Origin of the sequence: Planococcus donghaensis, from assembly GCF_001687665.2 — a bacterium.
Taxonomy (GTDB): domain Bacteria; phylum Bacillota; class Bacilli; order Bacillales_A; family Planococcaceae; genus Planococcus; species Planococcus donghaensis.
Genome location: NZ_CP016543.2, coordinates 2447262 through 2465427 on the forward strand (window position 1 = coordinate 2447262; position 18166 = coordinate 2465427).

Below are 18166 nucleotides of genomic sequence, written 5' to 3' on the forward strand. Positions count from 1 at the left end.
CTTATTAAATGGGAGTTACTTCGATCTGTTTGGCTGCAACCGGTCTACCGATTGAACGATATTCAATCCCGTGCGTTTCCATGTCTTTTACTAAGAAGCAATTTCGCCCATCAATAACAAGCGGAGTTTTCATTTTATTAAATACGGTGAGCTCTACATTTTTAATCTCATCCCAGTCAGTTAAGATTAATGCAGCATCACTATTTTCGATCGCTTCTGCTATAGAGTCAGCATATTGTACAAGTGGGTTGAGAGTGGATTTCGCATTATCCATCGCGATTGGATCATAAGCAACAACCTCTGCTCCTTGCTTGATCAATTCTTCTGTCACTAATATAGAAGCAGATTCGCGTAAGTCATCTGTATTGGGCTTAAAAGCTAGTCCTAAAACCGCAATTTTTTTACCAGAAATATCGGGAATGCAGTCATTTAACTTTCGTATGATGATACCTTGCTGCTTTTTATTGACGTTTACTACGCCTTTTAGCAGTTCAAACTCGTATGCAACATTTCCCGCGATTTGGATGAGGGCTTTTGTGTCTTTCGGAAAACACGATCCTCCATAGCCAATACCAGCTTTTAAAAACTGACTGCCAATTCGTTGATCTAATCCCATACCTGTTGAAACATTTTCGATATTCGCACCAAGCAATTCGCAAATATTAGATATTTCATTGATAAAACTAATTTTTGTTGCTAAAAAAGCATTTGATGCGTACTTAATCATTTCAGCGCTTTTAATATCTGTTTTGAAAATGGGGACATTAAATGGTTGATTGATTTTTTCGATAACGTTAAATGCATGTTCACTATCTGCTCCAATAACAATACGATCTCCATGAAACGAATCGTGAATAGCAGATCCTTCTTTTAAAAACTCCGGATTAGACACAACGTCAACCTTCAAATCGCTTGATAAGTGGGCGTCAATAATGCCTTTAATCATTTCGTTTGTCCCTACAGGCACGGTACTTTTTGTAACCACAATGACATCTTGTTCGATGCAGTCAACAATATTTTCTGCAGCTTGGATAACAAAAGACAATTCAGCAGAGCCATCTTTGTTTTCTGGCGTTCCTACAGCAATATAAATGACCTCCGCTTGTTGAAGACCTTCTCGGTGATCACTTGTAAAATTCAAGCGCTGTGCGTTAATATTTTTTGTCATTAGTTCACTTAAACCCGGCTCATAAATAGGGGATATTCCTTTTTGCATTTTTGCTACTTTATCTTTATTGATATCAATACAAACTACGTGATGCCCAATTTCAGATAAACTCACACCGGTTACTAATCCGACATATCCCGTTCCGATTACAGCTATTTTCATACCGATGCCCCCTCCGGCTAGTATAATGATGCAGCTGATTTTTCAGCCATCAATTCTTTAATGATGTTCTCTACATCTTGTCCGAACTCGGGGCTATCTAGTGCGAACTCAATAGTTGTTCGCAAGAACCCAAGCATCTCACCTACGTCATAACGTTTGCCTTCAAAATCATAAGCAAAAACATTTTGAACTTCATTAAGCTTTTGGATGGCATCTGTCAGTTGAATTTCTCCACCTGCACCTGCACTTTGGTTGCCTAAAAAATCGAATATTTCAGGATCTAAAATGTAACGTCCCATAATCGCCAAGTTTGAAGGAGCAGTCCCAGGCTTTGGTTTTTCTACAAAATTACTAACCTCATAACAGCGTCCATCTACCGCGCTTGGTTCGATAATGCCGTAACGGTGAGTTTCGTGGTCAGGAACTTGCTGGACCCCAATAATAGATGATTGCATTTTGTCATATTGATCGATTAATTGTTTTAAGCAGGGTTTTTCAGCTTTGACAATATCATCCCCTAGCAGTACCGCAAAAGGTTCATTGCCGATAAACTTCCGTGCACTCCAAACCGCATGTCCCAAGCCTTTTGGTTCTTTTTGTCGAATATAATGAATTTCAACATTCGAGGTGTGCTGAACTTTTTCAAGAAGTTCAAACTTACCTTTTTTAAATAAGTTGTCTTCTAGCTCAAAGTTCTTATCAAAATGATCTTCTATAGCTCGTTTGCCTTTTCCCGTAACAATAATGATGTCTTCGATACCAGAAGCGATCGCTTCTTCAACAATGTATTGAATTGTTGGTTTATCTACAATTGGTAACATCTCTTTCGGCATCGCTTTTGTTACCGGAAGAAATCGCGTGCCGAGACCTGCTGCTGGAATGATTGCCTTTGTGACTTTTTTCATCGGAGTACCCACCCGCCTTTCAATTTTTGCAAAACTACATTTTTTATTTTGAATGGGTACTAAACGCGCCATTTTAAGATTCTTTTTTCATATAGCCCGTTAAATATTGCCCCATTGTAACATCGATAGTCCCTGAAGAGAAGTTTATTTATACTAAATTTTCAATAAACTCATTAAAAATAGTTTTATTTACCTACTAATATGGATAAAAAAATAATATTAATAGCTATTTTCATTTTTAAATATTCTGATAATTCAAGGCAGTTTTAAGTATGCGAAACAATCATTTCGAGATTTCCATCAACAAAGTATTCACCAATCGTGGCCGGAACGATGAAATTATCACCCTTTTTCACTGTCGAAACACTTTCTTTTGTCACAATTTGACCCATTCCATTAATCACACTCACTAACAAGAAGCCTGTGGTTAACGGAACCTGAGCTCTACCTGCAAGCTTCCAGTGATAGACCGTGAAATATTCGCCTTCAATCAATCTTGTAGATTCAAGGTTTTTCAATCGCTCTTTCAAGTTATCTTGCATTATTTGTTTATGGGGGCAAGTCATTACTGCCATCGCTTGCTCTAAGTGCAACTCACGCTTTTTGCCCTCTTGATCCACTCGATCATAATCATAAAGTCGGAATGTAATATCGGAACTTTGTTGGGTTTCTAATATCACTATCCCTTTTCCAATAGAGTGTACCGTTCCACTTGGAACGTAAACAAAATCTCCTTTTTTCACTTTAAGACTTTGAAATAACTTACTCCACTCCCCACGGCCCACTAGTTGCTGAAATTCTTCTCTTGATTGAGCCTGATGGCCGATAATAATTTCAGCATCTTCTTCACAATCCAAAATATACCAGCATTCCGTTTTGCCACATGGCTTATGAATAGATTCATCGGCGTAATGATCGTCCGGATGTACTTGAACAGACAATTGATCGTTTGCATCAAGTATTTTTACTAGGAGCGGAAATTCTCTATCCGTTATATCAAAACCAAATAACTGAGGATATTTCCACCATACTTCCGATAATTTTTCCCCTTTTAATTCGCCATTCATGATAATAGAAGGTCCATTTTCGTGAGCCGATATAACCCACGCTTCACCAGTCGTTTGTGACGGAATATCATAATTGAACATTTCTTGCAGCTTACCGCCGCCCCAAATTCGCTCTTGGAAAACTGGCTTTAAAAAAACTGGTTCCTTATACATGAGACTTCCCCCCATCATAGAAATAACAAGTTGTTCCTCTTGCGCTAATTCCTTCGCCCAAATCAACCGTAGCGAGCAGTCAGTTTTACTTTGCAAATTTCTTCGATCTCTTCCCACTCATTTGACGTACGGAAAATATCTTCTTCAATCAATTCACTGCCCGTTTGCACTTCAATAATCTCCATATCGGTTGTGGCTTTTAAGGTGTGCTTTGCACCTAATGGAATATGGATGACATCACCCGTTCTAACATGGCTCAGTTGATCATTAAAAACAAAAATCCCTTCACCTTTAACGATTGTCCAAACTTCACTCCGCTTGTAATGCATTTGGTAACTAAGATTTTTTCCAGCAGTTATACCTAATCGCTTTATAAGAACTTCATTACCTTCAGCGTAACGTGTATATTCCAATACACGATACCAGCCCCATCTACGCTCTTCGTACATTGGGCGACTATTAAAACCATCAACATACTCTTTCACTTTCGTACTAGCATCTTTATCTGTCACTAATATTCCATCCGGACTAGCGGCAACCACTACATTGTCCAAGCCAAGCAAAGTAATCGGAATATCGAGTTCATTCACAATATGTGAATTTTGCACCCCTTTACCAATAACACCTTTTCCTGTTACTTGAACGGCCATTTCATCCGTCAACGTATTCCATGTCCCTAAATCTTTCCAGTATCCGTCATAAGGTAATGAAACGATGTGATCTGTCTGTTCGACCACTTCATAATCAAAACTGTTTTTCGGAAGTTTATGATAATTTCTCAGCAATTGAGAATATTCAACAGGCACTCCTCTGTCTTTAAGCAAATCGATTATATAACCTAATTTGAAAGCAAAAACACCGCAATTCCAAAGCGCATTTTGCTCGATTAACTCTTCTGCTTGTTCTTCTGTTGGCTTTTCTTTAAAGTAGTCAACTGTTAAATAAGTGTTTTCGGTATTGTTTTTCGGAATAATATAACCGTATTTCGCAGAAGGATACGTAGGTTTTACTCCCATTAGCGCCAAGTCTGCTCCAGAAGCTACTAAAGCTTCTTCCAAATCTTGAACACGATTGAAGAAACGATTCTCAACATAAGGATCTACCGGCAACATACCTACAACTTCATTGACATCGCACTTTTGAACGGAATAAAGATAAACAGCTGCCAAAGCAATCGCCGGAAACGTATCACGTCTTTCTGGTTCAGTAACAACATGTACTTCTTGCCCTAATTGGGTTTTAATCATATCCACTTGCGAACTACTAGTGGCAATGATGGAATTTCCCGCCATTCCAGTTTCTTCGATTTGCTTCCATACACGCTGAACCATCGAAACCTTATTGCCATCCTCATCACTTAATACTTTAAGAAATTGTTTTGAACGCGCGTCATTCGAAAGTGGCCATAGGCGTTTCCCTGATCCTCCTGATAATAAAACCAATCTCATATTACGTCCTCCTCCTCGCTATACGCTTCTACCCGAGCAATAATAGTAATGATTACTAAGTCCTATTAATTACTCACCCGATATGCTTTATAGGTAATTTATATCTGAAAAACAAACTAAGTAACCAGTTAATCCGGCTAATCTACAACTGTATGACCTCATTATATATATAAATACCTAATATTTCAATCTAATTTTCTAATTTATTAGAAATATCAGATATATTTGCCTATTAGGTGTCCCGAACATTGTTAAATCAACGATTTATAAGTTATTTTATTTTTCTTTTTTTTTAGAAATTTAATACATTTTTAAAAAATAACTAGATTCTCACCTTCTATTAGATTTTTTTTGCCAATTACTTGAAGATAAACAGCCATAAAAAAACAGACCTACAAAATCGTAGGCCTGTTGTGGAAACAATTATTTATTTTTATGAACCACTCTTTCATATTGTTCTAAAGAATTAGTTACTCCTGGCTGGGAATGATCTGCCACTGTTTGCAATACGTGACGGTATTTGTTGATAGAAGTATCTCTTGTTAAATTTTTTTCAAGATAAGAACGTCCTCTTAAGCCCATCGCCTTTAGCTCGTCTCTGTCCAAACTCTTTAAATAATCAATCGCATGAACCACCCCTTGGTAATTTTGAGGTTCGATCACAACGCCCGCTCCACTTTCAAAAATTAAGCGTTGCACTTCGCTTCCTTCTTCTAAAACTCCAAGAACCGGCTTTCCAGCAGCCATAACTCCATAGATTTTGCTCGGCACCGAGACTCCTTTAATCCCTTTTTGGTTAACAACTAAATGAACATCAGCTGCATTTAAGGAATACTTAAGAAATTCTTTTGGTTGATACGGTAGAAACTTAACGTTTTCCAGCTTATTTTCTGTTGCGTATGTTTGAATGCGCTGTTTTACGGCGCCTTCCCCGATAAATAAAAAGACGATATCCGGCTGATCTACAAATTCTTTTGCCACTTGTATTAAATTTTCTAAATCATAGTACAACCCTAGATTTCCTGAATACATGACAATAAATTTATCTTGTAGCTCGTGCGCCTCTAAAAACTCACGGATTTCGGGCTCGTTTTTTTCCAGGGGGACAATTGCCTCTTCATCTGTCCAATTACTGATGACCGTATGTTCCGGTACTTTTCCGCCCTCAAAACGTCTTCTTAAGGTTTCTGCCATATCTTCCCCGACCACCAACACTTGATCCGCGTAACTGCAGTTTAATTTATCAATCGCTTTAGCAATTTTAAAGACGGTTTGGTTATTGGTATAAGCCACTGCTTGCGCTTGTTCAGGATTAAAGTCATGAATGCTATAAACATGTCGTGAGCGTTTTAGCAGTTTACCGATGGTTCCGATCAACCCGCCCAATACAGGCGGCTGAGAAATCGTAAAAATAACATCTGTCCCTTTTTCTTTAAGCAAAGCAATGTTTGCTAACAAAAAATAAGAAGAGATGTATTTAATCCGACTAATTTTTGAGTTTTTGTTTACTTCGGGCAGCTTGATCCGAACTACTTTTATATTTTCTACAGAACCTTCTTCAAAAAGCTTATGGCTGCCATGATTTTCTCCTGCATATCCTGGTTGTGCCGCAATAACTGTAATTACGAAATCCTGTTGAAGATATTTAGTTAGTTCAGTCATCAATTGGCTTGTTGCTGCAAGATCCGGATAGAAGTAATTAATAACAAAGGTAATTTTTCTTTTGCGTATCATCTGACCCTTCCTTTCCTTAAAAGCACGCAACAAACTCGTTGCCTTACTTATAGTTCATCAAAAATAGACACTAACCGTTCAGTGTATTTATCTTCCGTATATAATTCTTCAAATGTATTGCGGCTCACCCGTCCAAGGCGCATACGCTCTGCGTCATTAGTCACCAAGTCTTTTATCGCAGCTTTGACTCCTTCTACTGTCGGTTCAATCACTAGACCACAGTCTTTGATCAATTCCGCAATAATTCCTCGATCAGAAGAAATAATCGGCAACCCTGCAGCCATTCCTTCGATAATAGACATAGGTTGACCTTCTACTTTATATTTTGTCGGTAGTGCCATCATATCTGATTCGAGGAAAAAGCGTTTTTTCTCTTCCCCTTGTTTCAATCCGTGATATTGAATCAAATGATCCACTTCATTCTCTGCGATATAATGTTTAACTTCTTGAAATTCATCTTCGTTTTGAATTCCCCCAACCAAATCCAAGCGCAAATTATGCCCTTCTTGAATTAGCGCAGTAGTCGCTTTAATCAATTCAATATACCCTTTTTCAAACATAAGATTACTTAAATACAAAAGAGAGACCGGTCCTTTTTTCTTTCCTTGACCTACTTCATTTTTCAATATAAAGTCCGCAGGAATTCCATTGGATACTACTTCCACATGTTTGACATAACCACGGTAATTTGGTGTTAGTTTCTCACCTAACACAATTCCCACATCGATTTTCCGCAACGAATGAACGATAAATTTACGTGCAATTCCAGTAGTAGCATCAATGGTCCCCCCTAAGTTATTGCCATGTAAATGACTGACCACTTTACCACGCCCTAAAATTTTACACGCTTGAATCATCACACAATCACGCAACAACCCCATTTTTGTTTGCGATATGGAAATATACAAAATTGGATTTTTCATGCGCAAGGCTAAAAAACCCGCATAAAGAATCGCTAACGAATCTTGCAGTAATTTATCAAAAGATAACGCACCCGGATGTTCAAAATCTTTTTTACTTAAATTGATTTTTTTCACGTGATATTGTTGGTGAAGTTTTTCGGAATTATATAAAGATTGAAGAGCGATACTTTCCCCTAATATCGGAGGAGGCAAGGGCCCAACAAATATCAAATTCCCCTTATTTGTCCCAGTCATGCTAAAGCACCTCTCTTATAAATGACATCAACTCACCTAACAGCATATTTCAGCAAGCATTGTACTTTAAAATCATTTAATGAGGATCAACCGAATTTAATTCGGTCTTATCCACTAAATCTTTTTCGAACGAAGAAACAACAAGATAAATGATGATAAAAACCGGTAGGATAATGACTAATGGCTTAATGTAATAAATAAAGCCGTACCAAAAGACTCGCGCAATGGTTAAAACAATCCAGTAATACCCCAAGGCCATTCCGAAATTACCAAAGAGTTTTTTCAAGATTACAGTTGGCGTGAAAATAATGAGGTATGTAGCAAATGGTGCAACAATCAGCCCAAGAACGCCAAAGTTCAAGTAAAACTCTCCGTACACAAATAAACCGTAATTGGTGTGAATGAGCGAAGCAACCAAATGGGCAGCTTCGGGGCTCTTCGCTTCAATTCCAAGAAAAGAAGGAATCAGCTGCGGAATATAATCGATAATTGTATGATAATTACCATAAGTGTGCGTTACTTCGACTGCGGCAGCTGTAGAATAAACAAGATCTTGAACCGTTGGATAGTTGACCAAAATTGATACCGAATCGAGAATTGCTTGCACATCAAAAATGAGTCCCGAGTGTCTCACCAAACCTAAATAAGAAAAAAGCAATAATCCGCCAGCAATTAAGGCCGCTTTTTTAAACGAAAAGCTTGATTTAATCACATCTAGTTTTTTAGTAGCTGTTAATAATAAATACAAAATTAACAGCAAGCCTAAAATATCAACTCGAGCGTAGTGAGACAATAACCAAAAAGGAACAAACAAAATCGCAAATTTTCTAAGTCCACTCCCTTTAACCCCCATCAACACAAAGAAATACGAAACAACCACAACCGAGTTCCAGGCATTTCCTGGCAATAAGCTTGGTGATAGTTCGTTATATGTTCCTCCAGGTAAATCTGGCAAGTAAATGATAGAAGACACTATCGCCAATGCACTAAATAGCCAAGTTGCTAACAAACTATGGACCGTCCCAGAATAATACGCCAAAATTTTAGCATCGTAATTGCCATAGGTTTTATTGGTTACCCACAACAATATTGACCACGCGTAGTAGAAAAAAAGAGCACCAAATGCCAATATATAAAAATGCCGTTCAATAAGATGGGTACGATCGTTAAATAACGGTTGGACTTCTCCAATTGGCGCATACCCTAATATACTGATAATTGGTAAAAACAAAAGAACTAGTGAGAAAGAAGAAAACCCCACCTTGAAAATGTATATATCCATTAATAACTTAAAGAAGAAAATAATTAAAATGAACAAGTTCCATGGATCATCAGCATTGAAAACCTGACCTATTTGAAGCAAGTAATAGATCACTGAAATCCCGGTTATTAAATTGACGATGATAAATAGGACTTTTTCAAATCGATCATCGGCTTCCATATGCTTTTCCATAGTCTCATTCCTTTATTTGTAATTCTCTTTTCCGAGACCCCACTGCATCCTGCTCCCCTATTAGGAAGGCGCATCTGCAGAAAACAATTGGGATTTTTTATTGTTTTTCTTGGATTGCCTATAAAGATAACTTAAAACCTTCATGTGCAAGAAAGTCGAAGAATAGTGAAGCAGAAAATTCAGTGACATTCGGTCACCTTTAAATCCTTCCACTAATATCTTCCGGGATAGCTGTACCGCTTCTTTGTTTTGACCAATAATTCCTGTTCGAAATACAACTTTCCAAATTGTTAAAGTAAAGCGGTGGAAAGTAGATTTACGTTGCTGCATCGCTAGTTTTTTATACTTTTCAAAAATACTTAAATGCCCATTCAGTACAGATGTTTTATTGGTCGTAATTCGTTCTCCGCTATGGTGATAAAACAATACCAAGCTTTCTTTCACAAAATCAAATTTTGTCACCTGCGCTAGCCTGATATACAAATCCCAATCTTGGCAACTCGGTAAACTAGCATCAAAGCCCTTTACTTGATCTAATACTTCTTTTCTTACTAAAACCGACGAAGTCGTGTCGATGTAATTAAACTCAAGCAATTTAGACAAAATATCTCCACGGTACTCTGGAACTATTTTACGAGTAGGCTGTTTGTTTTCATTAACTACTTGCACTCCTGTATAAACGACGCCCACATCTGAATCTTCACTAAATTTTTCCAGTTGTTTTTCAATTTTGTCTGGTAGCCACTGATCATCTGAATCTAAAAATCCAATAAAATTGCCAGTGGCTCTTTTTAAACCGGTATTTCTTGCTTCCGATCCACCTTTGTTGACCTCGTGCTTCAAATAAATAATACGATCATCCGTCATTTCTGCAACGACGTCTGCCGTATCATCTGTTGAAAAATCATCAATAATGATGATTTCCAAATTTTGATGACTTTGCTTTTCTAAACTTTTTAAAGCTTTTTTCAGCAGTTCCGAACGATTAAACGTTGGAATAATAACACTGACTTTGTCATTTAAGGTCACCATTGCACTTTATCCCTCCACCCGTTAAGGAACCCGCTATGTTTAGTATTCGCTGATCGCACTTTTTTCTTGGTTCACTAAATTACAGTCATGCGTCACCATAATTTCCACAAGCTCCTCAAAAGAAGTAGCTCTAGGATTCCATCCGAGTAGCTTTTTCGCTTTTGAAGGATCACCTAGCAACTGCTCTACTTCCGCTAAACGGAAATAATCTGGATTGACTTCAACGACAACTTCACCTGTTTTTGCATTGTAGCCTTTTTCGTCAATTCCTTCTCCTTGCCATTCTATTTCGATGCCTGCATGTTTAAATGCAAGGGTCGCAAATTCACGTACCGTATGCATTTCACCCGTTGCGATAACAAAATCTTCAGGCGCATCGTGCTGCAACATTAACCACATACACTCTACATAATCTTTGGCATAACCCCAGTCTCGTCTAGCATCAAGATTCCCTAGTAACAGTTTGTCTTGTTTGCCGTTAGAAATACGCGCAGCAGCCATTGTAATTTTACGTGTTACAAACGTTTCTCCACGGCGTTCCGATTCATGGTTGAACAGAATGCCATTAACCGCGAACATGTCATAAGATTCTCGGTAGTTTTTTGTGATCCAATAGCCATATAATTTCGCCACTCCATAAGGAGAACGCGGATAAAACGGCGTTGTTTCTCGCTGTGGAACTTCTTGTACTTTCCCGTACAGTTCGGAAGTAGAAGCTTGATAAATACGCGTCTTTTTCTCCAATCCGAGAATACGGACAGCTTCCAAAATACGCAAGGTTCCAATTCCATCGACATCTGCCGTATATTCAGGGGTTTCAAAAGACACTTTCACATGAGACATAGCTGCTAAGTTGTAAATTTCATCTGGTTTAATTTCGCTGATTAGTCGAATGATATTAGAAGTATCTGTCATATCCCCATAATGAATATAAAAATTCTCACTCGACTTTAACTCTTCTATATACAAGTGCTCAATGCGCCCTGTATTGAAACTTGAACTTCTTCGAATGATGCCATGTACTTCATAACCTTTTCCTAATAAAAAATCCGATAAAAATGAACCGTCTTGACCGTTAACTCCTGTTATCAATGCTTTTTTCATAATGATCCCCCTTATAATCGTACTTTCTCTGTTTGTTCTAAAAACCAGTCATAAGCCATTTTCAAACCATCATCTAGCGAAATTTTCGCTTCCCAGCCAAGACTCGTTAATCGACTAACGTCCACTAACTTACGCGGTGTACCATCAGGCTTTGATGTGTTAAAGAAGATTTCACCTTTATAGCCAACTGTTTCCCCTACTTTTTCGGCCAGCTCTTTAATCGAAATATCTCTACCCACACCAATATTAACCAAGTCGTCGCCACTGTAAGTATTCATCAAGTAAATGGCTGCATCTGCCAAGTCATCAGAGTAAAGAAACTCTCGCTTTGGCGATCCCGTACCCCAAACCTCTACAGTGTCAGCCTGATTGACTTTTGCTTCATGAAATTTCCGAATAAGTGCCGGTAGCACATGGGAACTTGTTAAGTCGAAGTTGTCATTCGGTCCATATAAATTTGTTGGCATGATTGAGATATAATTCGTGCCATATTGACGGTTATACGATTGACACATTTTAATACCAGCTATTTTAGCAATAGCGTACGGCTCATTTGTTGGTTCTAGTTCTCCAGTTAATAAGGAGTCTTCTCTCATCGGTTGTTCTGCAAGTCTCGGATAAATACACGTACTTCCAAGAAACAGTAGTTTTTTTACTCCATTCCGATACGCAGCATCAATGACGTTTGTTTGAATCATCAAATTATCTCGGATAAAATCTGCTGGGTAATCGTTGTTTGCAGCAATTCCTCCAACTTTTGCAGCTGCTAAAAAGACAAAATCTGGCCGTTGTTCTTGAAAAAAAGCATCTACTTGATTGGAGTTTGTCAGATCGAGTTCCTTACTGGTCCGAAACACTAGATTATCGTAACCATTCTTTTGTAAATTTCTCACGATTGCCGAGCCTACAAGACCTCGATGTCCTGCTACATAGATTTTCGAATCCAAATTCATAAAATACCCCACCTTTTTCAGCGATTGCCTTACACGAACCAATAGATGCTACTGTTTATTTGATGATAAAACTCTTATTTTAAGGAAAAACACCCTTGTACCCAAGACTTTATACTTACTAATCGCGGTTATTTTCTTATTCTACCATACAATAGTCTAAATATTACAGATTATTTAGACTATTTGATGTTTTATATAAGAATTTCAGAAAATATAGATTGAGTAAGTGTCTAAGCAGTTATGCTCCACTTTGTTTACCCTTGTTTTACTAACGTTTTTTTCCGAAAAAACCCTCTTACTTCAGCTACTAATTCCCGCTGATTTAATACCATCAACACGCCATAAATCAGTCCACCAATAATCGCATCAATGATTATAATGCTAACTTCTCCGACTTCCGTTAGTTGAGAGTTCAGCAAATACAAAAGTGCCATCATAATAAATGAGTGAATCACTGGCTTAGCAATGGAGATATTTAACTCCCGTAAGCTATCTCCAATAATTTGGCGGATTCGCACAAAGTAACTAACATAAAATAACAGCATTCTAAGCAACCCGACTGCAATCGCAACTACAAAAATTTCACCAGATAATCCGGCTAAAAATACGACCACTGGAATAATTCCTAGTTGAAACAATTGCCAATAAAAGCTCCATCTTACTTTTCCAACGGCAATAAACAAGCTGCCACTCGGATTTCCTAAAGCTTTAAACAAGCCATACAAGCAAAGAAGTTGGATGATCAGAATACTTTCTCCCCAGTCTTTGCCAAGTAGAAGCGGAACGGCGTATGGCGCAAGAACAATGACTCCTGCCAACAGTGGTGCATTAAAGCTTGTTAACATATTGGTAATTAATAAATACGTTTTTCTCAATTTCCGTTGATCTAATTGGATTTTTGAAAACACAGGAAATGCTACTCGGTTAATCATGGAATTCAATTTTTGAACGGGCTGCATGATTAGATTCATGGCCATGCTGTAATAACCAAGCGCAACAGGCCCTAACATGACTCCAACGACCATTTGATCAATTTTAGTCGTGAAATAATTGATACTTGTTGAGCCTAAACGATACAAACCAAAGCTCACAAAGTCTTTAATCGCACTCCATGAAAAGACAAGTTGTGGTCGTGTAGCTGAATCGCGATAGCCCGCAATAACCCACGGAACACTTCTAAATAAGGACATCACAATATGGCCATAAACGAGCGACCAAGCGCCAAGAGTAGTAAAAGCAGCTAAGTAAACCGTTAACAAGACACCAATTGTTGTCGCCAAAATTTCATTTTTAGTAATTTGTACAAATTCCAATTTTTTTGTCGCAAGTGTTTGAAATTGCAATCCAAATGGCAAGATAATAAAACTAATTCCCACCACTTGGATCATACTGGTTAAGCTGGGTTCGTTAAACATCAGCGCTATGACTGGTGCCAATAAAAATAAAGCAACAAATAAAACGAGGCCAACAAAAATAGAAAACCAGTACAGACTAGATAATTCAACCTTATTGATTTTTTCTTTTTGAATAATGGCGTCTGTTATCCCCATTTCTAAGAACAGTTGCGAAAATTGAATAACGATTTGCACCATCGCAATTAAACCAAAAATTTCCGGACCTAGCACTCTGCCCAAAATCAGTAGCTGGGCAATTTGGAGAACACTCGTTACGAGCATCGATATAGAAGTGAGTTTGACACTCGTTACTGCTTTGTTTTTTAAAGATGCCATAGGCCATTCCTCTAATCCGGTTTAATATAAAATTTTTCTCCACATATTCCGTCGTTGCTTCGGGAAAATCCCATAAGGACGGTCTTCTGCAAAATCTTCTGGAAATCCGTTAAGATCAAACGAATCATTCACGCTTGGCGGTAGTTGCTCGTATTGATACAAAAACTCAAAATCGATCAACCTCAACCCTTCAGAAGTCAGCAAGATGTTGCCAGGATGGAAGTCAATTAGCGCATAGCCTTTGTTGTAGAAAAACTCGTTAATACGGAAAATTTCTTGCTTATGTTTTCGTTTTAAAATTTGTTTTTTAATATGCCAACTTTCCGTTATTGGGTTTGTTTTCAAATAAGGAACAATAATGTAGTTTTCTCCGCTGCTAATCAACTTCGGAATATATTCACATTCCTTACTCAATTCCCCGTAAACGAATTTTTCTCGTTCCAAAAACCGTTCTTTTCCTGCTTTATATGTCTTTTTCACAGCTTTACGGCCTTGATATTCAATAATTTCTACTTTAGCGCGACGCTTTTTCTCTGAAACGTCAGCAATCACTTTTTCCTCTGTACGGTAAGCTTTATCCCAAGCCATCACAATGTCTTTGACTTCTGGTAAAAGATCAGGCGCGACCGCTGCGATATAATCCAATGCTTCAATTTCATCATCTGCACTATGAAGTGGATTGGCGCGCTGTTCGTTTACTAAAGCAAAATTAATCTCTGAACGCAGTTGTTCTTTCAACAAATAATGTTGATTGGAAACATGAGGATACTTTTTCTTCATTTTTGCAGGTAATGGTTTGGGATGATAATCATACATGACCAGTAAGGTGGACGGCTTTCCGCCACTCACTGGCCATGGTCCTTGCCCCCAATTTCCACCTCTCAAGTTTTGAGTGGCGTTTCTTTTTTGTTCCTCATCGAGTGGAATGGCTCGAATAAGGCATAGTCCATTCCGTTCAAACCAATCAATCATTTTATTGGTCAACTGGCGCTCGTCTGCCCATTCTCTTACGACAAACACCATTAATTCTCCATCTTTTTCAAAATTGTGCTCACTCGACTTAATAATCGACTCAAGCCAATTGCCACTGACCCCTATTAATTTACGAATAGTGTCTGTAGAAGGAGCCCAACCTTTTTCCTCAAGAAACTGATGGAAATATTCCAAACTGATTTCATCAAGCTTATGGCCAGTTTCATTTGCTAAACGCTTTAAAATCCCAGGATAATCGTGATCCTGTGGAATTTGTTTAACTACGCCACCCGATTTTGCAGGAATCCCTGATTTTTCGCCTTTATGATAAACTGCGTGATACATCAAACTAAACAAATGATGATCGGCTGACGGTACGTAATACTTGTTGTTCCACAGCTGCCGTTGATCCAATATGACTTCTCCAATGTAGGGAGGGTAATAAGCAATGTTTTTAAAATTACTTCCCATTAGTCCGCCCACACTGTAAATATCAAAAGGCAAAATCCCCACTTTTTCGTTTAATAAATCTCTCACCTTTTCGATATGTTCGTCGGCAATGAGTAAATCTACATCCTCGTCCAACTCTAAAAATGGCAATTCATCAAACCAACGCAAAATTACATAATCCAACTGGCGTTGGTTAAGTATTTCAAAAAATTTCTCAAGTCCAAGTTCGGGCGACAAATATTGTCGTGCTTGCTTTTCTTTTCGATGATTCCGCTTAAAGACGATACTAGTTCGTGTGCCTCCTAAATGATCTGTGAAATTTTCAAAGCGAAAATCCCATTTTTTCTTCCTGGCTAGTTTATAAGCCCAAAGTGGTAAAAAGCTTGCACGGTCAACTATTTTCGCCGGGATAAAAAAGATGACATCTGCAGAAGAATGGAAAGCATTTTTCAAATCCAGAAAATCAGCTTTGTTAATCACCAACACTTCTGCATTGTTTTTATAAGTAAGTGTTTTTTCATTGGCATAATAAAGATCTGGATTTCTGCTTTCTCCAGACTGTTGTGTGCAAATCCCTAAATAATTTTCATACCCTGCATCGGCAAGTTGTTTTTTCAAATTGCTTGTTTCAGCATTGTATTCCAGTATTTTCACGGATTGCTTTGTCGGAAATGCAGTGGTTATATATTCACTAATTGTCGGCTGATTTGTCATTCCCCTATTCCCCCTTGTCCACCGGCAGATCTTGACTGTTATTTTTGGGCATATTGCCTGTCAAAATATTGTTGGTATTCACCACTAATAATTTGTTCCCACCATTCTTTGTTCTCCAAAAACCAGCTTACTGTTTGCGCAATTCCTGTATCGAAATCGTAAACAGGTCGCCAACCTAATCGTTCCATTTTTGTGGGGTCAATGGCATATCGTTTGTCATGACCAAGACGATCTTCAACAAATTCGATCAAGTCTTGAGATTTCCCTAAAGTTTCGATAATCGTCTTTACCACATTGAGATTTGTTTGTTCATTGTGACCGCCAATATTATAAACTTCTCCAATTTCGCCGCTATGCATGACCAAATCGATTGCCGAACAATGATCTTGTACATGTAACCAGTCCCGCACATTTTTGCCATCCCCATAAACAGGCACTTTTTGGTCATTTAGCACCCTGGAAATCGTTAACGGAATTAGCTTTTCTGGAAAATGATAAGGACCATAATTATTGGAACACCGTGTAATATTAATCGGTAAGCCGTAAGTCTCGTAATAAGCTCGAACCAACAAATCAGAAGATGCTTTACTAGCACTGTATGGACTACTAGGTTGAAGCGGTGTTTCTTCTGTAAAAAAAGTAGTCGGATCAAATTCTAATTCTCCGTATACTTCATCTGTAGAAACATGGACAAACTTTTTGATGTTCGCGCGCTTAGCAGCTTCAAGCAATACTTGTGTTCCCAGCACATTGGTCCGGATAAAAATTTCCGGCTCAGTGATTGAACGATCAACATGACTTTCAGCAGCAAAATGAACAATGTAAGTGAAGTCTACTTTTTCAAATAGCGCTTCGACAGCTTGACGATCTGCAATATCGATATGAACAAAGCTATAATTATCATTGTGTTCAATCGTTTGATGTTTTGTTAAATCTCCTGCATAAGTTAACAAATCTAAGTTGTAAATATGGTAATTCGGATGATTAGCGGCCATGTATTGGACAAAGTTCCCTCCGATAAACCCCGCTCCACCGGTGACAAGTATATTTTCCATAGGGGTTCTCCTTTACGATTTATTCGATGAAAGTGTTCTCTCACAAGCTATGTCCAACAAGTACTTGCCATATTCCGTTTTCTTTAAACACTGCGCCAATTCAATCAAATCAGACTGACTAATATACCCTTTCCGGAATGCAATTTCTTCCAGACACGCCACATACAACCCTTGTCGTTTTTGAATCGCTTCTACAAAATTTGAAGCTTCTAGCAACGCTTCGTGCGTTCCTGTATCAAGCCAGGCTAATCCGCGCCCCATAATATTGACATGCAATTCACCGCGTTTTAAATATTCATTAATAATAGAAGTAATTTCTTTTTCTCCACGCTCCGAAGGGGTAACTGCTTTGGCGATTTCTACAACTTGATTGTCAAAGAAGTAAAGTCCAGGAATCGCATAAGAAGATTTCGGTTGCTCAGGCTTTTCTTCTATAGAAACGATGTTCAACTCATCATCAACTTCGACCACACCGTACGCTCTCGGATCTGCGACATGACATCCGAAAATGATGCTACCTTTCGTTAACTCGGCTGACTCTGTTAGACGGCTACCAAAATCGGATCCATAAAAAACATTGTCTCCTAACACAAGTGCAACGGGAGAGTCTCCGATAAAACTCTCACCAATCGTAAAGGCTTCAGCCAATCCATTCGGCTCTTCTTGAATTGCATACTCTATTTTAATTCCTAACTTTTGTCCGTTTCCAAGTAAACTTAAAAATCCTGAAATGTCTCTTGGTGTAGAAATAATCAACACTTCTTTTATACCTGCAAGCATCAAAACAGATAACGGATAATAAATCATCGGCTTGTCATAAACAGGCAGCATTTGCTTTGAAATTGACTTTGTCAACGGATATAGACGTGTACCCGTTCCACCAGCTAATATAATCCCTTTCATCATCGC

The 18166-nt window shown here is 38.2% G+C and carries 14 protein-coding genes; all 14 read right to left on the reverse strand.

Features of this window, described 5'->3' with window-relative positions; all coding sequences use genetic code 11:
• Window positions 1-4: 4 nt before the first annotated feature.
• Window positions 5-1330, reverse strand: a complete 1326-nt coding sequence (locus BCM40_RS12225) for a UDP-glucose dehydrogenase family protein (RefSeq protein WP_065525668.1) — start codon at window positions 1328-1330, stop codon at window positions 5-7.
• A gap of 17 nt (window positions 1331-1347) precedes the next feature.
• Window positions 1348-2235 (reverse strand): UTP--glucose-1-phosphate uridylyltransferase GalU, encoded by an 888-nt coding sequence (gene galU, locus BCM40_RS12230; protein ID WP_065525667.1) that lies wholly within the window; start codon window positions 2233-2235, stop codon window positions 1348-1350.
• A 266-nt stretch (window positions 2236-2501) separates the two neighbouring features.
• Window positions 2502-3455: a mannose-6-phosphate isomerase, class I gene (manA, locus tag BCM40_RS12235; RefSeq protein WP_065525666.1), complete on the reverse strand. Its 954-nt coding sequence runs from the start codon at window positions 3453-3455 to the stop codon at window positions 2502-2504.
• Window positions 3456-3517: 62 nt separating this feature from the next.
• The gene (locus BCM40_RS12240) at window positions 3518-4903 is read right to left on the reverse strand and encodes a sugar phosphate nucleotidyltransferase (RefSeq protein WP_065525665.1); all 1386 of its coding nucleotides are present in this window, start codon (window positions 4901-4903) and stop codon (window positions 3518-3520) included.
• A gap of 423 nt (window positions 4904-5326) precedes the next feature.
• A complete protein-coding gene (locus BCM40_RS12245; RefSeq protein WP_065525664.1) occupies window positions 5327-6637 on the reverse strand; it encodes a glycosyltransferase family 4 protein in 1311 nt (436 codons plus the stop codon).
• Between the two features lie 47 nt (window positions 6638-6684).
• Window positions 6685-7794, reverse strand: a complete 1110-nt coding sequence (locus BCM40_RS12250) for a glycosyltransferase family 4 protein (protein ID WP_065525663.1) — start codon at window positions 7792-7794, stop codon at window positions 6685-6687.
• Between the two features lie 76 nt (window positions 7795-7870).
• Window positions 7871-9247 (reverse strand): hypothetical protein, encoded by a 1377-nt coding sequence (locus tag BCM40_RS12255; RefSeq protein WP_065525662.1) that lies wholly within the window; start codon window positions 9245-9247, stop codon window positions 7871-7873.
• A gap of 60 nt (window positions 9248-9307) precedes the next feature.
• A complete protein-coding gene (locus BCM40_RS12260; RefSeq protein WP_065525661.1) occupies window positions 9308-10279 on the reverse strand; it encodes a glycosyltransferase family 2 protein in 972 nt (323 codons plus the stop codon).
• Between the two features lie 39 nt (window positions 10280-10318).
• Window positions 10319-11383, reverse strand: a complete 1065-nt coding sequence (gene gmd / locus BCM40_RS12265) for a GDP-mannose 4,6-dehydratase (protein WP_065525660.1) — start codon at window positions 11381-11383, stop codon at window positions 10319-10321.
• Window positions 11384-11394: 11 nt separating this feature from the next.
• Complete coding sequence (gene fcl / locus BCM40_RS12270; RefSeq protein WP_065525659.1) at window positions 11395-12336, reverse strand: GDP-L-fucose synthase; 942 nt, start codon at window positions 12334-12336, stop codon at window positions 11395-11397.
• A gap of 254 nt (window positions 12337-12590) precedes the next feature.
• Window positions 12591-14066, reverse strand: a complete 1476-nt coding sequence (locus BCM40_RS12275; protein WP_065525658.1) for an MOP flippase family protein — start codon at window positions 14064-14066, stop codon at window positions 12591-12593.
• Between the two features lie 21 nt (window positions 14067-14087).
• Window positions 14088-16202 carry a protein kinase family protein gene (locus BCM40_RS12280; RefSeq protein WP_065525657.1) on the reverse strand — a complete coding sequence of 705 codons (2115 nt, stop codon included), beginning with the start codon at window positions 16200-16202 and terminating at the stop codon, window positions 14088-14090.
• Between the two features lie 38 nt (window positions 16203-16240).
• Complete coding sequence (gene rfbB, locus BCM40_RS12285; protein WP_065525656.1) at window positions 16241-17257, reverse strand: dTDP-glucose 4,6-dehydratase; 1017 nt, start codon at window positions 17255-17257, stop codon at window positions 16241-16243.
• 12 nt (window positions 17258-17269) lie between these two features.
• Window positions 17270-18160 carry a glucose-1-phosphate thymidylyltransferase RfbA gene (gene rfbA / locus BCM40_RS12290; protein WP_008430175.1) on the reverse strand — a complete coding sequence of 297 codons (891 nt, stop codon included), beginning with the start codon at window positions 18158-18160 and terminating at the stop codon, window positions 17270-17272.
• Window positions 18161-18166: the final 6 nt, after the last annotated feature.